Below are 24,416 nucleotides of genomic sequence, written 5' to 3'. Positions count from 1 at the left end.
CCTATCACTATTAACCTTGATATCAATCAGGTTATTACTAACAAATTAAGCTTTGTATCAATAAAAAATCCCCCATAATCGAGACGATTACAGGGGAGTTCTTGCTCGCAACTGAATTATCAGGCGGCAGCTTTCTCTTTATCGCTTAGTACAAGTAGTACCTTAAGCAACACGGCACCACCAATAACTAACGCAGTACCAACAAAGCCGAGAAAATACCAGCCAGCATTGCCCTCATTTTCTCCAAGCAACGTAAATGCACCTGCAATGGTTAATATCAGTGAAAACCACCAGCCCATTACCAACGTCCATTTCCACCAGTTCATTCGAAGATCAAAGTCTTCGGCCCATAGTTTTGCAGACTGATAAATAAACATCTGTGCTGCACCCAATACCATCCAAAAAATTGGATCTAAAATTGTAGATTGTGGAAACATTAAAAGCCCTCCCAGTTACCATCGTATTCCCAGTCCTTGTTTATCCCTTTAAAGAACTCCTCAGAACGCAACCACTCCGGTGGCTGGTGATAGTTAGCAAGGCGTCCACCATTATGAGGTGCCGCATAAGCCTCTGCATCCGGGTAATAGAAGAAGTTGTGCTGCATTGCTAGCAAGGTTTTACGGGTTAAACCAGTATGGTCACGAGGGTCTGCTTCTTTGACTAACGCATGAATCCAGTTATTACGACGTGTATAAGGGCAAACAGAGATACATACACGGCAACCTTGCTGACCATCAGAAGGTAACGAAGACCAGAAACGGAAACAGCTATCCTGATTAAATTCAAATATCTTGTAACCACGCTGAACAAAGTCAGGTTCGTCCGCAAGACTAATTGAACCACTCGGACAGGAGGTTGCGCAGATCTTACATTCGTTACAGAAATCACGAACACCAATATCGATTGGCTTGTCGTATTCGAACTCAAGGTCAGTTACCACACAGGCCAAACGGATATTTGGCCCGACTTCTGGTGTAATAAGACTACCATTACGCGAAGATTCGCCAAGTCCGGCCTTAACCGCTAGCGGTGGCAGTGTCATCTCGTAGTCACCACCCGGAACCATTGCACGACCCGCCCAACCTAAGCGGTTTAAGAAGACCTCTAACTTACCTGCACCAAAGCGAACCAGACTGTATGCTTCGTAAGAAGTACCGTAACCCGGTGCGGCGTACATTCCATCCCAGCTCATTGGCACACCTAACACGATCACCGACTTCCAATGTTTAGGAATTTCATCCCCCCAGTGCGCACCACCTTCCGGCATTCCGCGCATGATGTTTTTAAACACAAAATCCGGGTCAACCGGAGTGATGCCCACAAAGCTAATGCCCATTTGGTGCGCAACTTTTTTGATCAGTTTAGTTGCATGAGCTGGCGACTTAAACTCGCGTTTTTTTACTATTGGACGTTCTGGCTTAGCCTCTTCCGAGGTATCTTCCTCGGATGATTCCGCACTAAATGCCGGCCCTGCTTCAGCTGCGGCAACATTGCCATACACATCATCATAGATACTCTTGTAATCTGCTATTGATGGGTCACCTTTTGGTGGCACAGGCCAGTTAACCGGTACCCCATTTTCACCATACATAGAAGCGTGGTTTGCATGGTCATACGCGTGTGCGATAACAAATCTATCCAGATACTTGTGCTGCACCTGTTTCGAGATTGCCATCTGCTTGAACGCTTCCATGATGTCCGGCCAGCGGTTTGGGAACTTTGAGTAATAGCGAACAACTCGCTCGTCCGGGCAGTTTTTCCATCCTGTCGAAGGGTCCCATCCGCTTTTCATAGCTTGGCCTATCATTCCCAGGCGCCAGAACAAAAAGTCCTCTCTATCCGGACGTTCCGTTTCACCAACTTTAATTAAAGTTGGTGCCCAATCGACACGAAAAGGTTCCCGGTCAAAGAACATGTCTTTACCTGCGGCTGTTCGCCCCCACCCCGTATCCTGATCCGGTTCGCGGCCCAGCACAAAGCCGGTCGCAGCACCAACACCGACTGTCGCAGCTGCCGCCGTTGCCCCTCCCATTTTTAAGAAATTACGACGCCCCTCATTTGGAGCCTGCTCTTCTTTTTTCATTTCATTGCTTCCTTAACGTCCGGATAAGCCAATAGGGTTATCCAATAACAATTGCCAGATTTTTCCTAAGCGTTGCGTACTCTTTCGTATACTTAATTCGCATTTGAGGTGAATTCTCGAGAAGCTTGATATAAGCCAGTTCCGCCTCTTCCCAGCGGTTTGCTGAAAACAGAGCTCGGAAACGCATCTCAAGGCATTCAGTATCAAAAGGTTCTAAAGATAAAAGCTCGTCAATATCAGCCAGCGCCTCATCCCAGTTTTCTAGTTCAATATTTGATTTGAGTCGGACATAGCGGAGATCCATTGCTGTAGGGCGGGCTTCTATATAGCGGGTAACTAATTTGACTGCTCTGGAGTAACGACTCTGTTCAAAGCAAACTATTGCTTCTAACTCATCAATATCCGGTTCAGTTTCGCCGAATATATTGCGGGCTCGCGCTATCGTTTCCGCGCTCTTTTCAAATTGACGGCTAGCATTCAGGCAAGAACAAATAACCAGGTAACCACCCAGCATTGTTTCATCTGCTTTGATCACCTGTTCTGCATAACGTATGGCGTTATCTATTTCCTCTAACTGGAAACTTAAATAGGCTAGGTTCATCAGGCTGCCGATATGGTCAGGGTCATGCTCCAGACTTTCGCGATACAGTTTTGCTGACGCCCTCAAATCCCCACTAATGCCAGCATGAAAGGCGAGATGAAATAGAGGTTCTGCTGACTCAGGATCTTTATCTAGAGCCGTAATAAAGCTCTGTTTGGCCTGATCTAGAATGCCGATCTGCATAAGTGCACGACCAAAGTTAATAAAGTAGTCCGCACTTGCGTCCATATCGATAGGTTGCAATACAGTAAGAGCAAGTTCCGGTTGCTGGTTTCTCAGTAATATTTCACTGGCAACAACCTTTAACTCTGTGGTGAGCGTGCTCTTAAATCCATTAAGGTAATAGCTGGTTACTCTCTTCTCCGCTTCCTGAATTAACTGTTGTTCATTGTTATTGAGTGTTGAAACCATAAATTGAACTTCGTTCTTCAATGAATACATGGTTTCATCAAACTTGTTTTGCCACTTTTTCTTTGTTATCGGGATATCCAGAATTAAGAACAATTCCTCTACCCAATCGTGATTTACACTACTCATTAAGCACTTGCCTCTATAACCTTATACTCGGTAGGGTAAAGATTTGGGCTAAGGTCTAAAGGTAGATTTCGATAGGCAACGGGTAAAAAAAAGCCGTTGAAATCAAGTTTGATTCACGTCAATTTGAAGGGATAAATATTACCTATTAAGGGGTATATATCAGCCAGTTTGGTAACTCATAGTCCCTGTTTCTGGTCATAGTCGTACTCATTATGGTGAATTTAGTACCTTATATTTCCCATTCAATGGTTATTTATTAAGCTATTTAGGGTGTATTGACCTTATAACGAACGCAGACGTGAGAAACAGAAGATGAGTATCGACCTACAGAAAAACAAACAGAATGCGATAGATTTTTACCGCACAGCTTATTTTGGCAATCCACAACAAGCTGTAGATAAATATGTTGGTGATGACTACATCCAACACAATCCTTTAGTGGGGAATGGACCAGAGCCATTTATTGCTTACTTTGAAAGAATGCAAAGAGAATATCCAGACAAGGGTATTCGTTTTGTTCGAGCTATCGCTGAAGGGGACCTTGTTGCCTTGCACACCCATCAAACCTGGCCAGATGGCATCGAATATGTAACGATGGATTTCTTTCGCTTTGATGCAAATGGCAAGATCGTAGAACACTGGGACGCGATGCAAGAAATCCCGGAAACCACGTTAAATGGTAATACGATGTACTAAATCTAAAGCAAGATGGTTAAACAGCCAGGAAAACCAGGTAACATAGCACTTCGGACATTTGCTGTACCGCACCTAATGCATCTCCTGTATACCCACCTACTTGTTTAACCATCCAGCGACTAAACCATAGCCTTGCCAAAAGCAACGACACTATCAAAACAGCAGCCAGCTTAAAGGATGGGATAAGCAATGTTGTCAGTCCAGCAACAACCAGTAATGTTATAAAGTCTGAACGACTGCTCGGGCTTTTAGCGACCTTGAGTTTTGATTGTTCCGTTTGGCGAACGTAGCCATGCGTATAGATGAAGCTCACTGCAAGTGAGCGACTAAGTACGTGAGCTATAATAAGAGCCAGCGGAACTTGTTCTAAAGAAATAAAACTGGTGTACTTAAGCAGCAAAATCATGATCATGCCAAGTAGCGCGTAAGCTCCAATTCTGGAGTCTTTCATGATTTCGAGTTTACGTTCAGGTGTAAAGCCTCCCCCAAACCCGTCACAGGTATCCGCAAATCCATCTTCGTGGAACGCACCTGTAGCATAGATAGAGAAAGCCATTGAGATTACGACAGAAACTTCAAGGGGCCAGATTACATTAGCAGCGATAAAAACAAGTGCAGTTAAACAACCGATCAGCAAACCAACCAAGCCACAATATTTATACGACTCGTTTTTACGTTCTTCACTATAAGGAACTGAAGCTGATACAGGGATTCGTGTAAAGATGGCGACTGCCAAAAGGAATATCTGTGCTTCTCTGATTAATTTTTGTTTCATTAACTACATCCGCAATAACTACAACCGAAATTGAACGGGCAATGACTGAATGAGTCTGTTTCCACATACCGCACAATACATTAATCGATTTATTTTAAAACTACTCATTCGCATGTACGTTCCAGCAGGCTCACTCAGCCACAGCCTCCTAGAACCGGTGCTCTATGCCCAGTGCACCTCAGGCCATAATTTACCATCATCGTCGTGGTAAACCGTGACGGTAATTCTTGCCGCATAAGGAATATTTAGCCTCTGCAGATAGGTAGCTGTTTTGGGCATTTCTAACAGTTGCCTTAGAAGTTGCTTCATAACCCCACCATGGGTAACAAGCAGTACGGATTGCCCTTTGTGATGAGTCAAAAGTCGATTCCAGGCCTTCTGAATTCTATCGTCATACTCGTTAAGCCCTTCGCCGTTTGGAGGCACTGTCTCCCAGGGATGGGACCAAAAACGGGTAAGCAATGGCTGATTTTCTTCCCAGACTGTTTGCTTTTCTACGCCATCCCAATCACCAAAATCCAGCTCCTTAAATTCTGCGTCTTCGTAGAGGTTTAATGAGTGTTGTTGGGCATACTCAAGAGCGAAATCCCGACATCGGCTAAGTGGCGAGGTGACAACAACATCGGTTACCTGACAACCCGAAGCGGATTTCCGCATCTGTTGAAAGCCTTGTTCAGTTAGTGCGAAGTCTGTGTGTCCCCGAAAGCACTGATCACCTTCCGGTAATCCATGTCGGAGTATTTCTATTCTTGTGGTTGTCACGCAGTTTCCCGGCAAATCAAAATTGGAAGCTCCAGAATAACAGGTAAACCATTATCCTCAATACCACGTCCTTTATGCCAGGAAGGTATTCCGTTGATAATATTAATAAACGCTCTTATCCATTCACCATGAGAAACAATGACGATGGTATTGTCATTGTCAGCATGTCTCTGTCTTAAGTGTTCGATAAAAGTGAGGATTCGTGATTCGAAATCCGATTCTGATTCGACACCAAAAGCAGATTCCATTTTTTCAGAATAACGGTTGTGATAGACACGCCAGAAGGGCATCAGCTCCTGGTCCAGGTCGATGACTTTGCCTTCCAGTACACCAAGTTTCCTTTCTCTCAAACGCCTGTCAGCAATGACGTTGCTAGAATATGAGTGTGCAAGTATCTGTGCAGATTCGTAAGCACGACCCAGGTCACTACTATAAAATACTGGGGAGCCACGCACAGACGAGTTCAACTCGCTTAACGTACTACCTGATAACTTCTCTTTGGCGTCATCTGTCAATGCGCTGTTTTTCCAGCCTTGAATCCGCCTTTCTAAATTCCACTCGGTCTGCCCGTGTCGAACAAGGATGAGTTTCACAACTCCCCCTTGAACATCTTTGCTGTCAGTTCCGGGTTGTATGGGAAATACCAGTGAATATAGGATGCGATAACCATATTGCGTTTCCAAACCGGATCCAGTTTTCTGCCTCGTTGAGAGACTGGCATACAGAACTCTGACTCTTTCGACTCTGTCTTGGAGTAATGAAAAGTATGTCCTCTAAGAACTTCTTTCGATGCCAATTCACCTTCGACTAAACCAAGAGCAGCTAACTTAGTTTGCATCTGCGATTCTGCATTTAAAACACCACACATCTCACCCTTTTTCTCATGAGTGTCCGTTAGTGTTTTGTTCAGATAGAGCATACCGCCACACTCAGCGACAACGGGTTTGTCAGCTTCAACATGCTTTAAGATCTGTGCTTTTAAACTCTGATTAGCCGAAAGCTCCTCCAAATAGAGTTCGGGATATCCCCCAGGTAGATATAGCGCATCACAATCAGGTAGCCCTTCACCTTTTATCGGTGAGAAGTAGCGAATATTTGCCCCAAGGATACTAAGCAAATCCAGGTTAGCCTGATAGATAAAGCTAAATGCGTTGTCACTCGCAATCGCGATGGTCTTGCCAGCCAGCAATTTCTGATAGGAGTCACTCTCTGTTAGTTCAAAACTTACCGCTGGAGGAATGGTAATATCACCACTTTCACCAATTAACTCAGCCGCATGATTAAGGCGGTCGTCCAGATCATCCAGTTCTTTGGCCTGAACTAGTCCGAGGTGCCTTTCCGGTAATGTCAGAGTTGAATCTTTCGCCATATAGCCACAAAACTCTAGCGATTCGGGTAACGCTTCTTTTAACATCTCAGCGTGTCCGACTGAACCAACACGATTCGCAAATACACCATACAATTGGATATCATCACGAAAGTTAGCCAGCCCGTAAGCAATGGCACCAAACGTCTGAGCCATTTTTCCTGCATCGATAACCGCCATTACAGGGATGCCAAGTGTCGCAGCGATATCAGCGCTGGAGCACTTTCCATCGAACATGCCCATAACGCCTTCGATTAATATCAGATCAGCCTCTTTCGCAGCTTCTGCGACCAACTGTTTGCAATGCGCTTCACCGCACATCCAGAAATCGAGTTGGTATACAGGTTGGCGAGAAGCAAAGGAAAGAAAGTCTGGGTCGATAAAATCAGGGCCGGTTTTAAATACCCGGACCTTCTTACCCTGATTGGTGAAATATCGGGCTATTGCAGCGACAATGGTTGTTTTACCACTACCAGAACTTGGTGCAGCAACAACCAGAGCCGGACAGCTTACTGAACTCATGACTTCTGGAACTCCGTCAGTTCTGGCCAAAGTTTTCGCAGATCCAAATGCTCTTCAATGGCATCAGCGACACGGTTGATACCGTCTTCACGCATCTGAGCAAAATCGACACCTTGCGCTTCTTGCAAGCCTGCCCAACGCAAAATTGAGCTACAAGCCTCTGGTGACTCAAAGATGCCATGAAGGTAGCTACCAAAGACCAAACCATCTAACCCTACTGCACCGTCTTTTCCGTCTGCAAGCGAGAGCGGTGCACCTTCTGATACGCCTTTCGTAATACCCGCGTGGATTTCATATCCAAATACATCAACGGTTTCTTGCTCAGGAAGAGTCAGAGTACCTTTTGTTTGCTTAAGCTGTTTGTTGTCTTTAAGTTCGGTCTCTATAGGTAGGTAGCCTAAACCTCGGCTTTCACCTGCCGGTCCTTCTAACCCTAGAGGATCTGAAACTAGCTCGCCCAGCATCTGGTAGCCGCCACAAATACCCATAAGCTTGCCTCCAAAACGGAGGTGACGTTCAATCTGTTTGTCCCAACCTTGTTCGCGTACAAAAGCCAGGTCGCTTCGAACACTCTTAGAACCAGGCAAAATAATCAGGTCCGCAGGTGGTAAAGGCTGATTCTTACCAACAAAGACTAAATCAACATTTGGATGCATTCTTAAAGGATCAAAATCTGTATGGTTACTGATACGTTGCAGCACCGGCACCACAACTTTTAATTGCGGCTCGTCGTTGTTTAGCTGGCTGATATTAATGGCATCTTCAGCCTCCAACATCAGCCCATGCAAGTAGGGCAACACACCAAGTACGGGTTTACCGGTTTTCTCTTCCAGCCAATCGAGGCCATTTTCAAGTAGCTTAATATCGCCTCTGAATCGATTGATGACAAAACCGGCTACGCGATTTTGCTCTGACTCACTTAGCAGTGCCAACGTACCATAAAGATGAGCAAACACGCCTCCCCGGTCGATATCCGCAACGATAATGACTGGAATATCCGCTTCTTCAGCAAACCCCATATTGGCAATGTCGTGATCGCGAAGGTTGATTTCTGCAGGGCTTCCCGCCCCTTCAATCATCACGCTCTGATAGTCACTCTTAAGCCTGTCGAATGATTCGATTACATACTTCATCACTTGTGGCTTAAATGCGTGGTAGGAAACCGCGTCCATATCTTCCAACGCCTTGCCATGAATGATCACCTGCGCACCAATGTCAGTATTTGGCTTTAACAGCACTGGATTCATGTCTGTTGTCGGCTCTACTCCACAAGCGTATGCCTGAACAGCCTGCGCGCGACCTATTTCGCCACCATCAACCGTCACAGCGCTGTTTAATGCCATGTTTTGCGGCTTGAACGGCGCAACCTTAATGCCTTTACGTGCAAGTACGCGGCACAGGCCCGCAACCAAAACGCTTTTCCCTGCGTCAGAGGTGGTGCCTTGCACCATTAAAGCTTTTGAAGTATCAATCATTTATTACAACTAACCGTTATTAACCAGCTACACTAACTGATACTACCAATAAAAAGCCGCTTGTTAACAGGTAAAAAAATGGCGAAGTACGATAAATTTTTGCTCACCTTGGGGTTCTATGACACCGTTAACACAATAGGCGGAAGCATTCGACAGGTTCTGGAAGCCGGGGCTGACTGATATATTTAGTCCGGGTATTGTTCTCGAATAGAGATAAACTCTTGCCAGTGTTCAATAAGAATATCGACAAGGTCAGGGTCGAAATGTTTATCCTTGAGGGAAATCATTTCAGCTTTAATCTGTTCCTCTCCCCAGGCTTCTTTATAGCTTCTCTTTGAACCCAGAGCGTCAAATACATCGGCAACTGCGGTGATACGACCCGAAATGGGGATAAGATTTCCCGACAACCCTTTCGGATAACCAGAACCATCCCATTTTTCATGATGTGACCCTGCTATCTCTTTGGCTTTCTTCATGACCGGATTATGCGATTTCGACAGTATCTCGACACCGTACTCAACGTGTCTTTTCATCTCTTCCCACTCTTCGGAGTCGAGTTTTCCAGGCTTATGTAGGATTTGATCAGATATCGCCACTTTGCCAATATCGTGGAGTGGAGAGCCATATTTAATCAGCATCACCTCCCTTTCGTTCAACCCGCAATACCTCGCGAGTCCTTCGCAAACTAAAGAGACACGTTGAACATGAGCCCCGGTCTCTTTACTTCTGGCTTCAACCGCATTTGCCAGATTGTAAACCAACACTTTAGATGTATCGCTTATCTCAGAAGCTAGAGAGATATTCTGCAGAGTCAAAACCGCGTTCTGACCCAGCACTTTGATTAGATGCCGGTCGAAACCGGTTATCTCTACCGAAAAACTGAGATAAATCAAACACGAGGTTCCAGAACCATTTCTTGAGATAAAAGCAGCACCATCTGGGTACATTTTTGATTGGTTAGCAAGAATGGCCTCTTCGCACCTTGAAGAGATATGTTCAGGAAACTCGGAATATAGATTGGTGCCATCGCACTCTCTTAAATCATCTTCAAACAGAAAAACTGATTGTTCAGTCTCTTTGTTTTCGAAATCTGGAGAGACCACTCCGTAGATAGAAGAGCATTGTGTTCCAAGTAAAGAGTAAAACTGTTGTGAAAGTACATTGAAAAAGTCAGTTCGGTGCCTTGTCTTTTGCACATGCGACGAAGCGTCTATTGCTCTGTTCAGAGACAACCTTTGCTCGTGCATTCTGCAAAGCTCTGAATAAGATCGAAGTTTAGAGTATAAAACGGTCCTGAGTTTCTCTGTCGTTAAGTCTGTTTTTAAACGATAGTCATCAATATCGTGGTCTTGTATTACTTTCTCTTCAGGGGCCTTGCCTGCCTGTCCGGTTCTGAGTACCACTCTAATCAGTTTGTCCTGAATCTCATCACGGATAAATTTAACCAGCTCCAATCCAGCCTGATCGGTTTCCATAACAACGTCGACGATGGCCAGAGCGATATCATTTCGTGCAGTCAGAACACCTTTTGCTTCCTCAGCGCTGTAGGCAGAAATAAGGTCGAGTTTGCGCTCCTGAAAAGCAAATCGGGATAACGCTAACCTTGTTATACGGTGCACCTCTTTGTCATCATCTACAACAAGCACCGACCATGGCGGCAACTCAATCGCTGAGTCCAACTCATTTTTGCCATCCACAGTGTCCGCCAGAAAATCCATTGAGTTCACACCTCTCTAAAACACTTATATGTTATATACGTAGGCTATTCGGCATGGTTCACCGGCAGTACCATATTAAAACGCACACCCTGCCCCGGTTTACTTTCAACAGAGATACTTCCTTTAAGTTTCTGAGTGACGAGATTATAGGTAATGTGCATTCCCAACCCTGTTCCACCTTGTCCGCGCTTAGTTGTAAAAAACGGTTCAAACACCCTACCGACCGACTCTTCATTCATACCACAACCATTATCAGTATATACCAGGCTGATTTTTTCGCTCTCTGTCGGGATAACCGTAATAGTCACTTCACGATTCTCTACCCCTTTAAAGGCGTGGTTAATAGAGTTCGCGATTAAGTTACTCATCACCTGAGATAACACCCCCGGATAACCATGAATGGAAATATTTTCAGGTACGGAGCAGTTAATTGCTATGTCTTCTTGATCGAGACTCAGCTTCATTGAGCCTACGATAAGTTCCATGTACTCATGAAGATCATATACTCTGGATTCTTCAACGGCCTGATCGGCCGAAACCTGTTTGAAGCTTTCTATCAATTGTTTAGTTCTTTCGAGATTAAACTTCAGTACCTCTGAGACTTCTTCAACTTCCGTTAAAAAATCCATTAGCTTAGGTTTGGTCAGCTTGTTTTCATCAACGTCATTTTTGACTGTCGTCTGCTTTTCATCCAATATCGAAGTCGCTGTTACACATACACCAATAGGCGTATTAATTTCATGGGCTACGCCTGTAACCAGTTGACCCAAAGCTGCATTTTTCTCCATTTCTATCATCTGTTGCTGCGCTTCTTTTAGTTCGTCTAGTACCTGAATAACTTCGGCAGCCTTGGTCTCTAACTCCTGTGTTCGCTCTTCGACTTTCTGTTCCAAATAAGTATTTAACTCATAGATTTCCTTTTTCTTCTCAATTAATGAGCTGTTTTTCTGCTCTATCTGCACCGTGTAATCATTTATTTTTTCATATACCTTGTTCAACATATGAATGATTGGAGTGAACTCTTTAACACCAACATCTTTAATCGGGCTTACACGGATAGAGTCGGATTTTTCATTCACCTGAACAGAAGCCTGAATATCATCGATTATCTGACTCAAAGGCGCGAACAATCGTCGCAAGGTGAAGCTTAATCCAAATAAAAAGACGATCAGAAAAAAAACACTGAGTAATAAGTTCATACTTGTGAACTTATTAATATGCTGCATGTAATCGCTATCAGGAAGGAATACACCCAGAATTAAGTCGTGCTGAATCTCAAGGAAATAAATGGTTCCTTCTTGTTGATTAAACTCCACATTTTCAACTTTAGAGATAGTGTTGCCATTAGCATTATCGAGCAGAGAAAGGCCCCAAGGCAGTTCAGTTACAGGTTTAAGGTGCAGAGAGGAAGCATCAGGAAATGAAAGAAACTGTTGTCTCATCTTACTAACCAATAGCGAAGACGAGTTGTCTGTAAACTCAATGCTTTCAACGGTATCGGTCAGTTGTTTTATTGCCCAGTCTACTGTCGCAACGCCAACTTTTACGCCTTCACTATCTAAAATTGGAGTGGTTACTGTCACCATTAACTCATCAGTACCTGCATCATCAAAGTAGGGTTCACTCCAGTAGGAGGTATGATCGTGTAATTTATCGTTGTCGAATGCGATTTTATACCAGGAATGCTCGTGATAATTATATTCAGGTGTACTTAAATCCCAGGTAAAGATGAGTTGATCCGCTTCTTTATAAATATAGGGGCCATACCTTTTTTGACTTTCGTCGAACAGATAAGGCTCAAACCAAATACCTCCACCTATGCTTTGATCGTTGAGTATGAAAATATCTGTCAGATGGGCTTGAATGACATTTTCTGCTTCTGCTTTGCTGTATTTATCTTTGGTTTGATATAGCTCTGAACCGTACAGAGCGAGCTTTTTAGATGCGAGCTCCATCTCACGAAACAAGCTGTTTATTTTACTCTGCCCGAGCTTAACTGACGCTTCAACTTGTTGTTCTTGAATAGAAAGCAGTGAGTTTTTTAATGTAATTTGGTTAAAACCGATTGAGGATGCGCCGACACAGACACCAAATATAGAAACAAAAAGAGTAACCCGTTTTTTAATACCCATCCTGTTACCGCTACTCCCTCTGAATCAACCTTGGAAAACCGAAGTATTAATTCTAAACTTTCTACCACCTCAATGGTAAATCAATACATCTTAGTTTTCATATATTAGCAATATTAATAATAGCTTAAATAACGCCCGTTAATTCAAGCGATCGGCTTTTAATTCGGGCTTTGCGTAACATAAAAGAAGTTAACACTTGAATTGTTGCACAAAAAAATACCCCTTCAGGAAAGAAGGGGCATTTATCACTTTATTCTAAGAACGCTACAGGAACTATTCCGTGTCTTTCTTTTCTACAATCTCAGCGTCTTCTATTTGCTCTACTTCATGAGGGTTGAATTCGGATTCGTCATTACTCTGTGCAATTTTGTTTTCAAACGCTTCTGCTTCCAATGGTTTTTCGAAGAACCAACCTTGATACAGGTTACAACCTTCCGCTTTCAGCAGGTCGAACTGCTCCTGAGTTTCGACACCATCTGCAGATACCTCTATACCCAACTGTTGAGCAAGTGACATTACTGAACGAACGACTGCAATACCTGATTGAGTGCTATCTGTCAGGTTGTTTACAATAGAACGCGCTAGCTTCAGACGATCAGGCTGGAACTCGCTCAACTGTGCGATATTGGTGTATCCGGTACCAAAGTTATCAATGTAAAGCTTCAGGCCCATCAGGTGCAGCTGGCGAATCTTATCTTTCGCCTGAGCACTGTTTTGCATGATGGCATCTTCTGTGACTTCGAAGGCCAGTGAACCAGGTAACACATCGTTCTGCTTAAGCGTCTTTTCGATTTCTGTAATGAAGTTCGGTGCTAATAGAAGCTCAGCCGTCGCGTTAATAGAAACGGTCCATTCTGGGTTCCACGTGCCTTTTTGCTGCCACTGTGAAACTTGCTGTATGGTGTTCCGCATCACCCAGAACTCGAGCTGAACTGACACACCTTCATCTTTCGCTAACTTAAATAGTTTTCCATTTGGAATCAGGCCACGGACAGGTTCTACCCAGCGGATATACGATTCCGCACCAATGATGCTTTGTTCATCGCTAAACTGAGGTTGGAACAACAGATTGAACGAGTTATCTCTAAGCGCAATGTTCAATGACTCTTCAAGAGGAATCGCTGTAGAAACCCGAATATCATTCAGAATCTCTGCAACACCTTGCAATTGAGCATTGGTATTTTCCATTGCATTGTTGAATGCGGTATTGGTGTTGCTTAATGCTTCATTAAATGAGGTATTGGTATTGCTAAGGGCACTGTCAAAAGAGGCATGCGTATTGGTCAGGAATTCGTTCAGCGATGCATTCACACTCTCAAAAACTTCGCCATTTTGAGTAATTGTCTGGTTAGTTTTATCAGACGTTTGCTCAATCATATAACCCATTCTATCCACTTCTGACGCCATGTTAGTGATAGCATTAACCATCGCATGGGTCTGCTGTTGCATGTAATGAGTATACTCGTGTAAAGAGGTTTCCAGCTTCTGATGCATCGCAGACTGTTCCGCGTAGATTTGCTGAATCTGGTCAGATTGTTGTTGAGCCAGACGATTGTTCTCGGCCAGGTTTTCACTAAAGGATTGCACAACCGTAGAACCTGAATTGTTCTCCAGCAGAGTGAATAGATCGGTCCAGGTTTTCTCTTTACTGTTGATCAGGTTAATGGTGTCATCAATAGACTTCTGAACCTGTCGGAAGTTTTCATTAATCACTTCCTGCTGTTCTTCAGCAAAACCTTCTATCGAGTTTTTACCTCCTTCACCGCCACTGCTTTCTCCGTGCACCAACTCTTTCTCAAAGAAGTTGTTCAGGTAGTTTGACGCAAGCAAAATACTGACTGATGCACTCACACCAAGAATCGAGGTTAAAAATGCAAACGACATGGAATCAAGTGCAAGACCAATAGAACCTAGCAGTGCTTCCATTTTTTCCGAGAAGTCACCATCCGCTCCCATACCTGCAGCAATGCCAGAAATCATCTGAGCCAGACCAATGAATGTACCAATCAAACCAAATGAAACGGCAAAAGACGATGCCAGAGTTACCTGACTTCTAAAGTGGGCAAGATGAACCGCATCTTTGTATTTCTTGATATAGCTATACGCAAATATCGTTAGCGGATACAAATAGGTTAGTGAGATTAAAACGGTTATTTCGGGCGAAAGCGCAAAACACTGCTGAACAAGCACTCTTGCAGGCTCGACAACGTACGCGAGGATTGGAATAGCAATATAAACCAGTAAGCCAAAGATATACATCTAGTCTATCTCCCATTTCACTTTAGATAATACATTTGTTGTTGGTTGCATGGAGGTTTCAACCTTTATATGTGAAGGTAGTTGTAGGTATTTTAATAGTCGTATCAGATTCACTGTGCTCTTCTTTAAATCATCTCGGCTATATATGGTGAATTTTACTTTTTGAGCTTCGAGTAATTGGCCTCGGATAGATTCGACAAACTCCGGCTCAAGTTTGAAATTAATCAGGTACTCAAACTGGTGTTCATCCAAATCCGAACGCATAACTTCGTGGTAAACAATCGGGTTGTACTCACTCTCCTGAAAGTCGTTTAACGAAGCTTCCTGAGCGGCTGAGTTGAGTGAGGTCGCAGTTTGAAGCATAAAAAATATGCCAACCAAGACCATCATGATCAATGCAGAAGAGAGCGCATCCACAAACGGGGCAAGAGTATCATCATCCATTGTTTGCTCCTTCTGTGAATAGGTGAATATCCATATGACAACTGTTCATTCTCTCGGGCTCTTCTTCAACAACGATATTGTCGACAGGGTATGAGTTATCAAAAAACTGATTGGTAGCGATATAGTTAAATGTAGCGATACGGGTCATTTCATATTCAGTGGTATTAAATCCGTAATTACACCCGATTTGATAAGACTTAATGCGATCACTAAAGCTCATGTCCCCTATCGTCAGAACGAGTTCGGTCAATAGCTCTCTGGTAACATAAGGGGTTTTGAAATTGTAGCGATAGGTATCTTCATCAATCTTAATAATGCCGGACGTCGGCATTATTGATTGAACAAAACCAATCAGACTTGCAATAACAACCAGTATTATCACAGCGAGAGATGCAGAGATTGCGGCAACAAATCCAATCATCTACCACACCTCAAACTTAATGTTGTCTGGCAACACACTTAAAATAAACTCCAGTACGCTGACATTGTCGTTTACCACAAACACCTGTACATCCATCCCCAAATCAAGAGAAAGTGCTAAGAATTCATCATCAGGTTGAATAGTCACGCGGTAATAGCGCTCTCCGGCATGGCCCTGATCTTCGTAGCTGATTGAATCGGAGCTTAGGTCTGTGATCGTGCCGTTAAAAATCTCATTAAACCCAGGAGAGTTGATCTTTAAACGCACCTTTCTTCCAATGCTTAAGAAATGGCGATAGCGAGAATCAAATTTCGCTTCAACCTGCTGAGAAGCACCTTTCTTTTTCAGAACGAACAGAGGCGTCGCTTCCTGAATAAAGGTATCGGTAGACAGGCCTTCTGTTAGCTCAAGCACGCTACCATCGATGGGTGAACGAATGACAGATTTAAGCTGCTTCTCAACCAACAAGCCCTTGGTGTACTTAGCTTGAGTGATAAGAGGGCGAATTTTATCTATCTGCTCTTCCAGCGTTAGCAATCGCTCAGAACGACGCATCTGAAAAACCATTAACTTATCGTTAAGTTTCTTTCTTGCATCGATGGAAGAGATCTGAAAGTTAATCACCTCTGTTTTTACATTCGACAGTTCAGCATCCACATCGTAAAAACTGATGGTCGCACCTTTACCGCGCCTTAAGGCCGTTTTCTTCTTAGTCAGAATTTCTTCTTTATTCAGAAGCTCACGCTCCTTGTGACGACGTTCTTTTTCTACGTCAAGAATATATTTCTGTTCCTGAAGATAGTCTTCGTAAAAACTAAGAATATATAGTCCACCAGCATTTGTAAGCGTCTCATCCCCTTTACAGCCGTATGCGGACTTCTCTTTTGTTACCGATGCAAATCGAGGACCAGTTAAGAAACATCTTTCACTTTGATATATAGAAAGAAGGCGCTCATTAAAATCTAACTCTTCCGCAGTCTGTTTAAGGCGATATTCATCTTCCAGGTTTCTATATTTTAAAAGCGGTTGGCCCTTTTCTACTTCATCACCCTGGGCTACTTTCAATTCGACAATATAACTGCTTGTTGGCGCTTTAACTGAAACGTTACTCTGTTTAATACCCGTTAAGCCCGTACCCGGCGCAACCACTTCAATCTCTTTTAAAAGCAGGACATAGAAAATAAAGCCGATTGCCAAACTTATGGCTATCAGCTTTCCTTTATGTTTTAAGATGTCCTTTGTCATTATTTATCCCAGATTTACGGAGCGTTAACTATAGAATTTTTTCTGATCTCAATGTACCAATCTCATACAGTGTATCGTAAAGATTAAGGTCGATTTCCAGCAGGGTTTGATTTGCCCTATTGAGCTTAGCAATACTGTCTACGATATCCTTGTAAGTGATTTGATCCGTAAAGATTTCTTCTTTCTGGTTCTCGATAAGTTGGGCCAGGATATCGACCTGATCTGCTGTTTTTTGTCTCTTGGTCTTCTGCTGATTATAGTTGGTTAATGCCGTTCTAAACGCATCCATCGACTGCGTGTATTGCTGATCAAACCTTAGTCTCTCAGCTTCGTACATTTTTATTGCAGATTCTTTGTCAGCTTGAGTTCCGTGGTTAAACAGGTCGATTTCAACATTCAGTTTTACGTAAGATTGGTCCGTGTCCCCGTAGTCGTTTCCTTCGGTATCACCATTTGTTAGAAAGTGGTTTTCCGAGGTTATTTCGACCACAAAACGTTCTCGGGCTGACTGAGCTGAATAGAGCGAAGAGTTCATTGTACGTTGGGCTCGTTGTAAATCAGCATTAGTCGCGATCAATTCTTCAGGACTTATTTCGTTTATATTGATAGCAAGTAAAGGTTGCAGCCTTTTATAATCAATACCGATGTCATCTCCGGCACCTTCTTCATACAATTTTAAATCTATACCAGTTTCTTCTGTTAACTGTTTAAAATATTGTTCGATATTGGAAACTACCGAGAATACCGAGTCATCAAACTCTGCAACCGATAACCTTGCTTCCATGGTATCAGTTTGTGTGGAAACACCTTCATTTGTTGAATTAACCTGCTTTAGATAATATTTCTCTATTTCCTTTCTATATTCTTCAGCAACTTTTTCATATTTTCTTGTTAATTCAATTTTAGTCAGATATCTAAGCACCGTATAATATACATTTATTTCCTGAGCTCGCAGACTTATATTTCCAGCTTCCAGTGTTTCCCTGCTGGCTGCTATTTTGTCCTTTACAGCACTACCATAAATCTTAGAATCCAGCTTTAATATAAAGTCCTGAGTTTCGTTAGCACTTGGAACCGGTGTACCGTAGTATTTTGTAGTCTCTGAATTAAGGGAGGCTCTTGGGTAGTAATACTTTTCTTCTTTATCTTTAAGAATCGTTTTTGACTCAACTTCCCTTGTAAGCGCCTGATATTCTTTGGAAGAATCTAAAGCCAATTCAACCACATCATCAAACTTTATTAAGTAACCTTGCTTGATAAATGTTTGCTGCTCTGTAACTTCTTCAACATCGTACTTCTCGTTAAATACAACGGGAGCTTTATTTACACCGGTTGGGGTTGGAAGTTCATTACTATTTGCGTGACCGCAAAGGAAAATACCGTATAAGGCAGCCAATGCTTTACATACTTTTTTGTATGGGACTACCTTGTTCAAACCTTTCATTTGTTTCTATACATCCTGAACAGCTAACTTATTAATATTTTTAAAATTTAGTTAATGCGAACGCAATACTAGATTAGCTGAGTAATTAAAGCAATAAGTAACTATATGTCGCATCAATCAATCTTTTATTGCGACACTGAAACGAATACCAATCAGTCAAACCGATTGGTATTTCGCCTCTTATATACACTCGCTCCAGATTACCTGACAAATCAGATATCGTTATCCACCTGAGTCTCGTTTCCTGCAACGTCCGTAATGGTTATCACGATATCGTGATTTACATCATTGTGAGTTGCGTTCGCAGTGCTGGTATTTACAGTTACTTCGTTTCCGGTAACCGTTACTGGCAAAGGATTCTCAGTATCACCATCCAAAAGCGCAGTGATGTTACTTTGAGTGATTCCTCCGTTGGTATCGGACACATTAAAGCTAATAGCAGTAACAGTCCCATTTTCCGAGTTCTCGGTATAGTTAAGGCCTGTATACGCAGGTGGCGTCGAATCCACATTCAACGTTCCGGTTTTCGCAGTTTCCAGCTCATTACCAGCTTTGTCAGTAATCATGACTGAATAGTTATGTTCTCCATCAGCTAGCGGAGTTCCCGGAGTAATACTCCAGCTGCCATCCGTTGAAGAAGCCACGACTTCATAGTTATCACTGCCAATCGTTAACTTAACTGTCGCACCATTCTCCGTCGTCCCTTCAAAGGTTGGCTGATTGTCGTTAGTCCAGGAACCATCGGATACATCTTCTACACTCGACTGGCTTCCGCTCAGCACATCATCATTCACTTCAAAGTTAGTCAAAGTTGGTGCCTGGGTATCGACATTTAATAGAATATCCAGATTATCCAAACTATTACCTGCACTATCCTCTACAGACATAGTGACCGTTTTATTTTCGCCGTTACCGGTAAGTCCTAAGTCTGCCTGATCCACTTCCCAGTTTCCTGCTGAAGCAATCTCGACAGTTTTATCAGAGTTACCATCTCCGTCGGTATCAAAGTTCAATGTCACAGCCTCGTTGGTGGTGACAGAGATCTTATTGACTTCAGTTTGTACAGATACGATTGGAGCTGTGGTATCAACGATTAGGGTACTACCGCTGTTCACGCCAGCAAGTGTAGTAATCGATTCACGACCAGATACATCTGTCTGACGTACTTCGACTTTGTTGATAACACCATCATCTTCCGTCAGTACGAAACTTGCTGAAGCAGCGGCCGATGTCGTATTTGTACCTCCGGTTATCCAAATACCGCTATTAATACGGTAAGACCAGGTAGCTCCTGCTTCGATGTCAGCAACATTCACTTGTCCGTTGCTCGTAACGCCATTCAAACCAGAATCTTCCAAAGAAACACCTAGCGAAGCAGGATCCGTTGCATCATAAACAACCGTCTTACCTGAGATAGAGGTATTACCCGCAGTATCCGTAACCGAAACCTGTATCGCGTTTGAACCTTCTGTTAGTTCACCAGAGATCACCTGAGAAGTCCCGGACCATACAGCGTCACTACTCCAGGTTTGACCGCCATCCAAAGAGTATTTCCAGGTTGCGCCCGCTTCTACTCCCGTAACCGTAATCGAGTCTGTGTCTGTATACCCTTCCGCACCTGACTGCACATAAGCAATGTTGGCTTGTGCTGGCGCTGTTATGTCCAGCTCTATATTTAGAGAAGCTGGTGTCGCAGAAGCTTTACCCGCAGCATTGGTTTGTGTCGCCGTAATCGCGTAGTTGCCATCACCACCGGATAAAGTAATGGTTGCTACACCGTTGGTTACAACGGCTGTTTGTGCTGCGCCACCATTGACGGTATAACTCCAGCTCGACTCTGTAATACCACTTATGGTGATTGTCGTATCATTCGTCTGTCCATCGCTACCGGTATGGTTGTATGAAATAACCGGTGTTGAAGGAGTGCCCGTTTCTACCGTAATTGAGCCAGCCGTTGCCACTGTGGCATTGATGTCTTCTGTTGATTGAACAGCATTCATCTGGCGAACCTGAATACTATCCGCAGCTGTATATTCACCATCAGCAAGCTCAAATGAAGCAGTAGTATCTGTCGCAACCCCACCGGTTATCCAGGAGTTGCCGCCATCAACTGAGTATTGCCAGGTCGCACCAACCGTAATGTCTTCAACCGTTACAACCTTGTTGTACGTGGTAACACCATCGCTACCCGTAATCGAAGGCAACGTAATGCTTAGAGCACCAAGAGCCGCTTGTACATCAATAACACTTTGTGAGGAAGACGTAGTAATGTTTCCTGCCGCATCTGTTTGTTGTACCTGAATCTCACCCTTTTCATACTCGCCAACCGGCACATCAAAGCTCGCAGCGCCTGAAACGTTCACAGTTTCACCGCTGCTCCATGTTGCGCCGTTATCGATCGAGTATTTCCATGTCGCACCCTGCTCCAAACCAGACACTAAAATGGTTTGGTCGGTGGTAATGTTGTCACCAGTCGTGCCTGTATCTGTGATGGTAATAGTCGCTGCGTCCGGCGCTGTTGTGTCTACCGTGAACGCACTCGCTTTCGCCTCATCACTTCGGTTGTTACTTGCATCGATTTGAACAACTCGGATTTGATTCAGAGAGTAGTCACCGTCTGCCAGCTCAAAGCTAATACCTGAGCCCACAAACCAGTGCACACCGCCATCAACAGAGTACATCCAGCTATTGCTACCAGTACCTGATACCGTTACTGTCGCATCATTACCCGTAGGAAGCTCAATAGTTGGTGTAGAGAGTGGTGCTGTTACCTTGATAGATTCAAGTGTCGCAACGGTTTCGTTTCCTGCTACATCTACCTGTTTAACTTCTACATCACCCTCAAAGCCAGGGTTAAGGTCAAAGCTGTTACTTCCAGTCCCCAAATTCCAGACCTTATCGGCAGCATCAGACGCTTTACCATCGTTTGACCAATACCAGGTCGCATTGCTTTCCAGGCCGCTCACCAAAATAGTGCCGTCGGAGGTTTCGTTGTCACCCGTCGTGCCTGTATCGTTCTCCAGTTTTATTACCGGAGCATTTGGCGCAAGCGTATCAATAACCACATTTCCGGTACCTGCCGAAACAGGCGTACCGCTTCCTGCTGAATCAATTTCTCTTACCTGAATATCTGCTAGGTTGTAGCTGCTATCCGCTAGTTTAAAGGTATTACCGCTACCCTGAATCCAAGTTGTACCATCAACAGTATATTGCCAGCCAGCGCTACCATTCAGCCCGTTAACTGTCACGGTATTGCTGTTCGCATAGCCGTTTGTAACATCTGGCATATCAATCGTTATTGATGCCGACAAGTCAGGCAGAACCTGTATGCCTGTTAGCTCTGCAAAGCCACTATCTTTGCCACTCCAATCTTTCTGATACACTTCAACTTTTCCATTGAAGTTATCTGGCAACGCAATAGTGTCTCCCGAACCTTGTATCCAGCTCCCATCGTTCAATGAGTAGTACCAGGTAGCACTTGGCTCTATACCTTCGACTTTCAGTTCACCGTTATGGGTAATATTGTCACCGTCGGTGCCCGTATCTTCAGTCCAGTCAATGACAGGAACAAAAGGAGCCTGCGTTTCAATGACGATAGACTGAGATTTGACCGCGCTGACGTTGCCTGCGTTGTCAGTTTGTCTTATCTGAAGATCATAACTCCCATCAGCAAGTGTGACTTGATAGTTATCACCGCCTTGAATCCAGCTGGTTCCTCCATTCAGGGAGTATTCCCATCCTGAAGCATTATCATTCCCGTCAACATTGCCCTTAGCAATCTCGATATCGATGGTGTTTATTTTCGATGTGATTACACCCGAATTCTCAGTGATAACCCCTGCCGGAGCAGAGCCTTCACCGGCAAAGCTAAAGTCAGGTTCCGCCAACGCATTGGTATCCAGATAGATACTGTTTGTCATGGTGACTTTTGCAGAGGTGTTACCTGCGTTGTCTTGAGCCTGTACCGATATTGTATTGTCAGTATTTTGGTTCAGTTCACCAGGCTGGAAGCTGTAAGACCACTCACCACTCGCAGCAACAACAACATTGCTGGCAACCAGAGTCGAGCCAACCCAGACAGAGATGATTGAGCCTGCATCCCCACTACCTTTAATGGTTGCTGTCTCGATGTTGGTGCGATAATCACCCTCTTCCGCTGAAACTCCGGTTCCAGAGGTTGAGTCCGATTCAGATGCCAAATCCACGGTTGGATCGGTGATCAGTTTGTCGTAATCAATGTTGGTGATAGATTCTGTGCTGGTATTGCCGTATGCATCAGTAATCGTCAGTTCAATACGGTACTCACCTGAGGTATCACCAAGCGATGCGAAGGTGACGGTTCTGTTACCGTCTGAGCTGTTCAGCACTTCAGTATGTGAATCGATAGCTACAGAGCTACCTGTTATATAGAGCTTCGCAACGACAGTAACGTCACTGTTACTTGCTGTTGATAGCTGAACATCGAACTCAGGGTCATTGGTATGATACTCACCGGTGCCAGAGTCTTTAGCGATCACATCACCATTGTCTTTAACCAGAGTGAAGGTCAAATCACTTTCGGCAACTTGCGTCTTAACCGTAAAGTCCTCGTTGACCTGAACCTTCTGATTTCCAGCCTGATCCTCGGTCGTTAGAACAAGGTTATGATTCCCCTCACTGAGGTTGGAAACCGTTAATGACCACTCACCTGTGCTGGTGTTAAAGGTAACTTCATCCGATGTCAGTGATGCATCATCAGGACGGATCACGTACGTCTTACCATCGACTTCGATAATTACTTTGTTTTGATTTTCCAGATCCGCAAGATCAACGACACCTTTGAACTCGTAACTATTTTCCGTAATCACACCATCGGCATTGGTATCCGGACGGGTGCTAAGCAACGAGCTGGTATCAAGTGCATCTGGAGCCGTTTTATCGACGATAAAAGATGCATTGTCAGGCGTCAACTCGACTTCATTGCCTGCCGGGTCAGTACTAATCACTTTGTAAGTGTATGTACCGTCATCTAACGAATCACCTGCATAGGTAAAGCTACCATCTGCTTGCAACGTCGCTGTCTTCGTTACTGGAGCAGAACCTTGTTTAGTCAACTCGATTGTTACTACAGAGCCAATTTCAGCTTTACCGGAAATAATCGTTCCGGTTAGCTCATCTGAATTGAAGTAGTCCTGCCCATCTTCATCTTTGCCCGCGACATCTACGTTAGTAATGGTCGTTTCTGTATCCTTCATTATCTGAACAGAATTGATACGACCACCCGCTTCGATAATAAACTGGTACTCTTCACCTTCGTTCAGGTTCAGGCTATTAATACTGATAGGATCCAGGTTCCAGGTTCCGTCAGAAGCGTCTGCGATACCTGTATATTCAGTACTACCAGCTACCTTGTTACCGTCTTTATCCGCAAGGTAAACCGTAAAGTTCTCACCTAACAGCGCCTTACCACTGAGTGTGATATTGCCATTGTTGTCGACCATATCTTTGTTGGCAACCAGATGTCCCGAATATTCTCCGGTTGTGAGTTCCGTTAAGCCACTTGCATCTATTGAGACTTCTACCGGACTGATGGTGATCGAACCCGCCGGATCGATAGTCGTCACATTACCCGCATCATCAGTCGCTCTTATCTTATAAACATAAGGTGTTGTCGATGCTTCCAGTGTCTGGTCATAGTTGTAGGTAAAGTGACCATCAGCCGCAACAGAAGTGACGTTGTGCCACTGACCCGCAAGATAGATTTCCACCTTGGAGTCCTGGTTTAGTGAATCAAGGTCACCTTCAATACGAACCTGATTATGGTTGGTGGTTGTACTTGTACCATCGACAGTCACACCATCTGCGATCACATTGCCATCTTCAGCGAGTGCAGAAACACCAATGTTGGTCACAATTGGTTTATCCGCATCCACACTAAACTGCCCTGAGGTATTAGC

At 43.9% G+C, this 24,416-nt stretch carries 17 protein-coding genes (1 of these 17 only partly in view); 1 reads left to right on the top strand and 16 read right to left on the bottom strand.

Going from position 1 to position 24,416, the window contains the following annotated elements:
- Positions 1 to 119: 119 nt before the first annotated feature.
- From SNR28_RS03905 to SNR28_RS03895, 3 genes are read right to left on the bottom strand one after another with little or no spacing between them, the layout of a single operon-like run.
- A complete protein-coding gene (locus SNR28_RS03905) occupies positions 120 to 437 on the bottom strand; it encodes a hypothetical protein (protein ID WP_375749715.1) in 318 nt (105 codons plus the stop codon).
- On the bottom strand, positions 437 to 2,083 hold the full coding sequence (locus SNR28_RS03900; RefSeq protein WP_375749714.1) for a 4Fe-4S dicluster domain-containing protein: 1,647 nt from the start codon (positions 2,081 to 2,083) through the stop codon (positions 437 to 439). The genes SNR28_RS03905 and SNR28_RS03900 overlap by 1 nt, the downstream gene beginning before the upstream one ends.
- Before the next feature lie 37 nt (positions 2,084 to 2,120).
- Entirely contained in the window at positions 2,121 to 3,221 is a 1,101-nt protein-coding gene (locus tag SNR28_RS03895; protein ID WP_375749713.1) for a tetratricopeptide repeat protein, read from the bottom strand.
- Between the two features lie 312 nt (positions 3,222 to 3,533).
- Here SNR28_RS03895 and SNR28_RS03890 point away from each other — a divergent pair, with 312 nt between their 5' ends.
- On the top strand, positions 3,534 to 3,917 hold the full coding sequence (locus SNR28_RS03890) for a nuclear transport factor 2 family protein (protein WP_375749712.1): 384 nt from the start codon (positions 3,534 to 3,536) through the stop codon (positions 3,915 to 3,917).
- Between the two features lie 16 nt (positions 3,918 to 3,933).
- Here the strand turns inward: SNR28_RS03890 and SNR28_RS03885 are convergent, their stop codons facing one another.
- The 13 genes from SNR28_RS03885 to SNR28_RS03825 form a co-directional block, all read right to left on the bottom strand.
- The gene (locus SNR28_RS03885; RefSeq protein WP_375749711.1) at positions 3,934 to 4,692 is read right to left on the bottom strand and encodes an adenosylcobinamide-GDP ribazoletransferase; all 759 of its coding nucleotides are present in this window, start codon (positions 4,690 to 4,692) and stop codon (positions 3,934 to 3,936) included.
- A 162-nt stretch (positions 4,693 to 4,854) separates the two neighbouring features.
- Entirely contained in the window at positions 4,855 to 5,454 is a 600-nt protein-coding gene (locus tag SNR28_RS03880; protein ID WP_375749710.1) for a histidine phosphatase family protein, read from the bottom strand.
- A complete protein-coding gene (locus SNR28_RS03875) occupies positions 5,451 to 6,047 on the bottom strand; it encodes a histidine phosphatase family protein (protein WP_375749709.1) in 597 nt (198 codons plus the stop codon). The genes SNR28_RS03880 and SNR28_RS03875 overlap by 4 nt, the downstream gene beginning before the upstream one ends.
- Positions 6,044 to 7,342 carry a cobyrinate a,c-diamide synthase gene (locus tag SNR28_RS03870; RefSeq protein ID WP_375749708.1) on the bottom strand — a complete coding sequence of 433 codons (1,299 nt, stop codon included), beginning with the start codon at positions 7,340 to 7,342 and terminating at the stop codon, positions 6,044 to 6,046. Before SNR28_RS03870 ends, SNR28_RS03875 begins: the two co-directional genes overlap by 4 nt.
- A complete protein-coding gene (locus SNR28_RS03865; RefSeq protein WP_375749707.1) occupies positions 7,339 to 8,817 on the bottom strand; it encodes a cobyric acid synthase in 1,479 nt (492 codons plus the stop codon). Before SNR28_RS03865 ends, SNR28_RS03870 begins: the two co-directional genes overlap by 4 nt.
- Positions 8,818 to 9,002: 185 nt before the next feature.
- A complete protein-coding gene (locus SNR28_RS03860; protein ID WP_375749706.1) occupies positions 9,003 to 10,535 on the bottom strand; it encodes an HD domain-containing phosphohydrolase in 1,533 nt (510 codons plus the stop codon).
- A 44-nt stretch (positions 10,536 to 10,579) separates the two neighbouring features.
- Positions 10,580 to 12,667: an ATP-binding protein gene (locus tag SNR28_RS03855; RefSeq protein ID WP_375749705.1), complete on the bottom strand. Its 2,088-nt coding sequence runs from the start codon at positions 12,665 to 12,667 to the stop codon at positions 10,580 to 10,582.
- Between the two features lie 273 nt (positions 12,668 to 12,940).
- On the bottom strand, positions 12,941 to 14,926 hold the full coding sequence (locus SNR28_RS03850) for an EAL domain-containing protein (protein WP_375749704.1): 1,986 nt from the start codon (positions 14,924 to 14,926) through the stop codon (positions 12,941 to 12,943).
- Positions 14,927 to 15,370 (bottom strand): hypothetical protein, encoded by a 444-nt coding sequence (locus SNR28_RS03845; protein WP_375749703.1) that lies wholly within the window; start codon positions 15,368 to 15,370, stop codon positions 14,927 to 14,929.
- Positions 15,363 to 15,791, bottom strand: a complete 429-nt coding sequence (locus SNR28_RS03840; RefSeq protein WP_375749702.1) for a hypothetical protein — start codon at positions 15,789 to 15,791, stop codon at positions 15,363 to 15,365. The genes SNR28_RS03845 and SNR28_RS03840 overlap by 8 nt, the downstream gene beginning before the upstream one ends.
- Positions 15,792 to 17,036 (bottom strand): HlyD family efflux transporter periplasmic adaptor subunit, encoded by a 1,245-nt coding sequence (locus tag SNR28_RS03835; RefSeq protein WP_375749701.1) that lies wholly within the window; start codon positions 17,034 to 17,036, stop codon positions 15,792 to 15,794.
- A 28-nt stretch (positions 17,037 to 17,064) separates the two neighbouring features.
- Entirely contained in the window at positions 17,065 to 18,480 is a 1,416-nt protein-coding gene (locus SNR28_RS03830) for a TolC family protein (RefSeq protein ID WP_375749700.1), read from the bottom strand.
- Between the two features lie 212 nt (positions 18,481 to 18,692).
- A protein-coding gene (locus SNR28_RS03825) for an Ig-like domain-containing protein (protein ID WP_375749699.1) crosses the window boundary here: on the bottom strand, positions 18,693 to 24,416 show its 3' end. Its footprint extends 24,390 nt past the window's final position; 5,724 of the gene's 30,114 nt are visible here — the last part of the coding sequence; the start codon falls outside the window, past its right edge — the gene reads right to left on this strand; its stop codon occupies positions 18,693 to 18,695.

Source organism: Vibrio iocasae (assembly GCF_042245395.1).
Classification (GTDB): Bacteria; Pseudomonadota; Gammaproteobacteria; order Enterobacterales; family Vibrionaceae; genus Vibrio; species Vibrio iocasae.
The sequence above is the reverse complement of the archived record's forward strand: the minus strand, read 5'-3'. Positions and strand labels throughout refer to the sequence as shown.

Coding starts and splice junctions, on each gene's coding strand:
- SNR28_RS03905 (WP_375749715.1), bottom strand. CDS start 437: ATGTTTCCACAATCTACAATTTTAGATCCAATTTTTTGGATGGTATTG.
- SNR28_RS03830 (WP_375749700.1), bottom strand. CDS start 18,480: ATGAAAGGTTTGAACAAGGTAGTCCCATACAAAAAAGTATGTAAAGCA.
- SNR28_RS03845 (WP_375749703.1), bottom strand. CDS start 15,370: ATGGATGATGATACTCTTGCCCCGTTTGTGGATGCGCTCTCTTCTGCA.
- SNR28_RS03850 (WP_375749704.1), bottom strand. CDS start 14,926: ATGTATATCTTTGGCTTACTGGTTTATATTGCTATTCCAATCCTCGCG.
- SNR28_RS03840 (WP_375749702.1), bottom strand. CDS start 15,791: ATGATTGGATTTGTTGCCGCAATCTCTGCATCTCTCGCTGTGATAATA.
- SNR28_RS03860 (WP_375749706.1), bottom strand. CDS start 10,535: ATGGATTTTCTGGCGGACACTGTGGATGGCAAAAATGAGTTGGACTCA.
- SNR28_RS03870 (WP_375749708.1), bottom strand. CDS start 7,342: ATGAGTTCAGTAAGCTGTCCGGCTCTGGTTGTTGCTGCACCAAGTTCT.
- SNR28_RS03855 (WP_375749705.1), bottom strand. CDS start 12,667: ATGGGTATTAAAAAACGGGTTACTCTTTTTGTTTCTATATTTGGTGTC.
- SNR28_RS03865 (WP_375749707.1), bottom strand. CDS start 8,817: ATGATTGATACTTCAAAAGCTTTAATGGTGCAAGGCACCACCTCTGAC.
- SNR28_RS03885 (WP_375749711.1), bottom strand. CDS start 4,692: ATGAAACAAAAATTAATCAGAGAAGCACAGATATTCCTTTTGGCAGTC.
- SNR28_RS03895 (WP_375749713.1), bottom strand. CDS start 3,221: ATGAGTAGTGTAAATCACGATTGGGTAGAGGAATTGTTCTTAATTCTG.
- SNR28_RS03890 (WP_375749712.1), top strand. CDS start 3,534: ATGAGTATCGACCTACAGAAAAACAAACAGAATGCGATAGATTTTTAC.
- SNR28_RS03835 (WP_375749701.1), bottom strand. CDS start 17,036: ATGACAAAGGACATCTTAAAACATAAAGGAAAGCTGATAGCCATAAGT.
- SNR28_RS03900 (WP_375749714.1), bottom strand. CDS start 2,083: ATGAAAAAAGAAGAGCAGGCTCCAAATGAGGGGCGTCGTAATTTCTTA.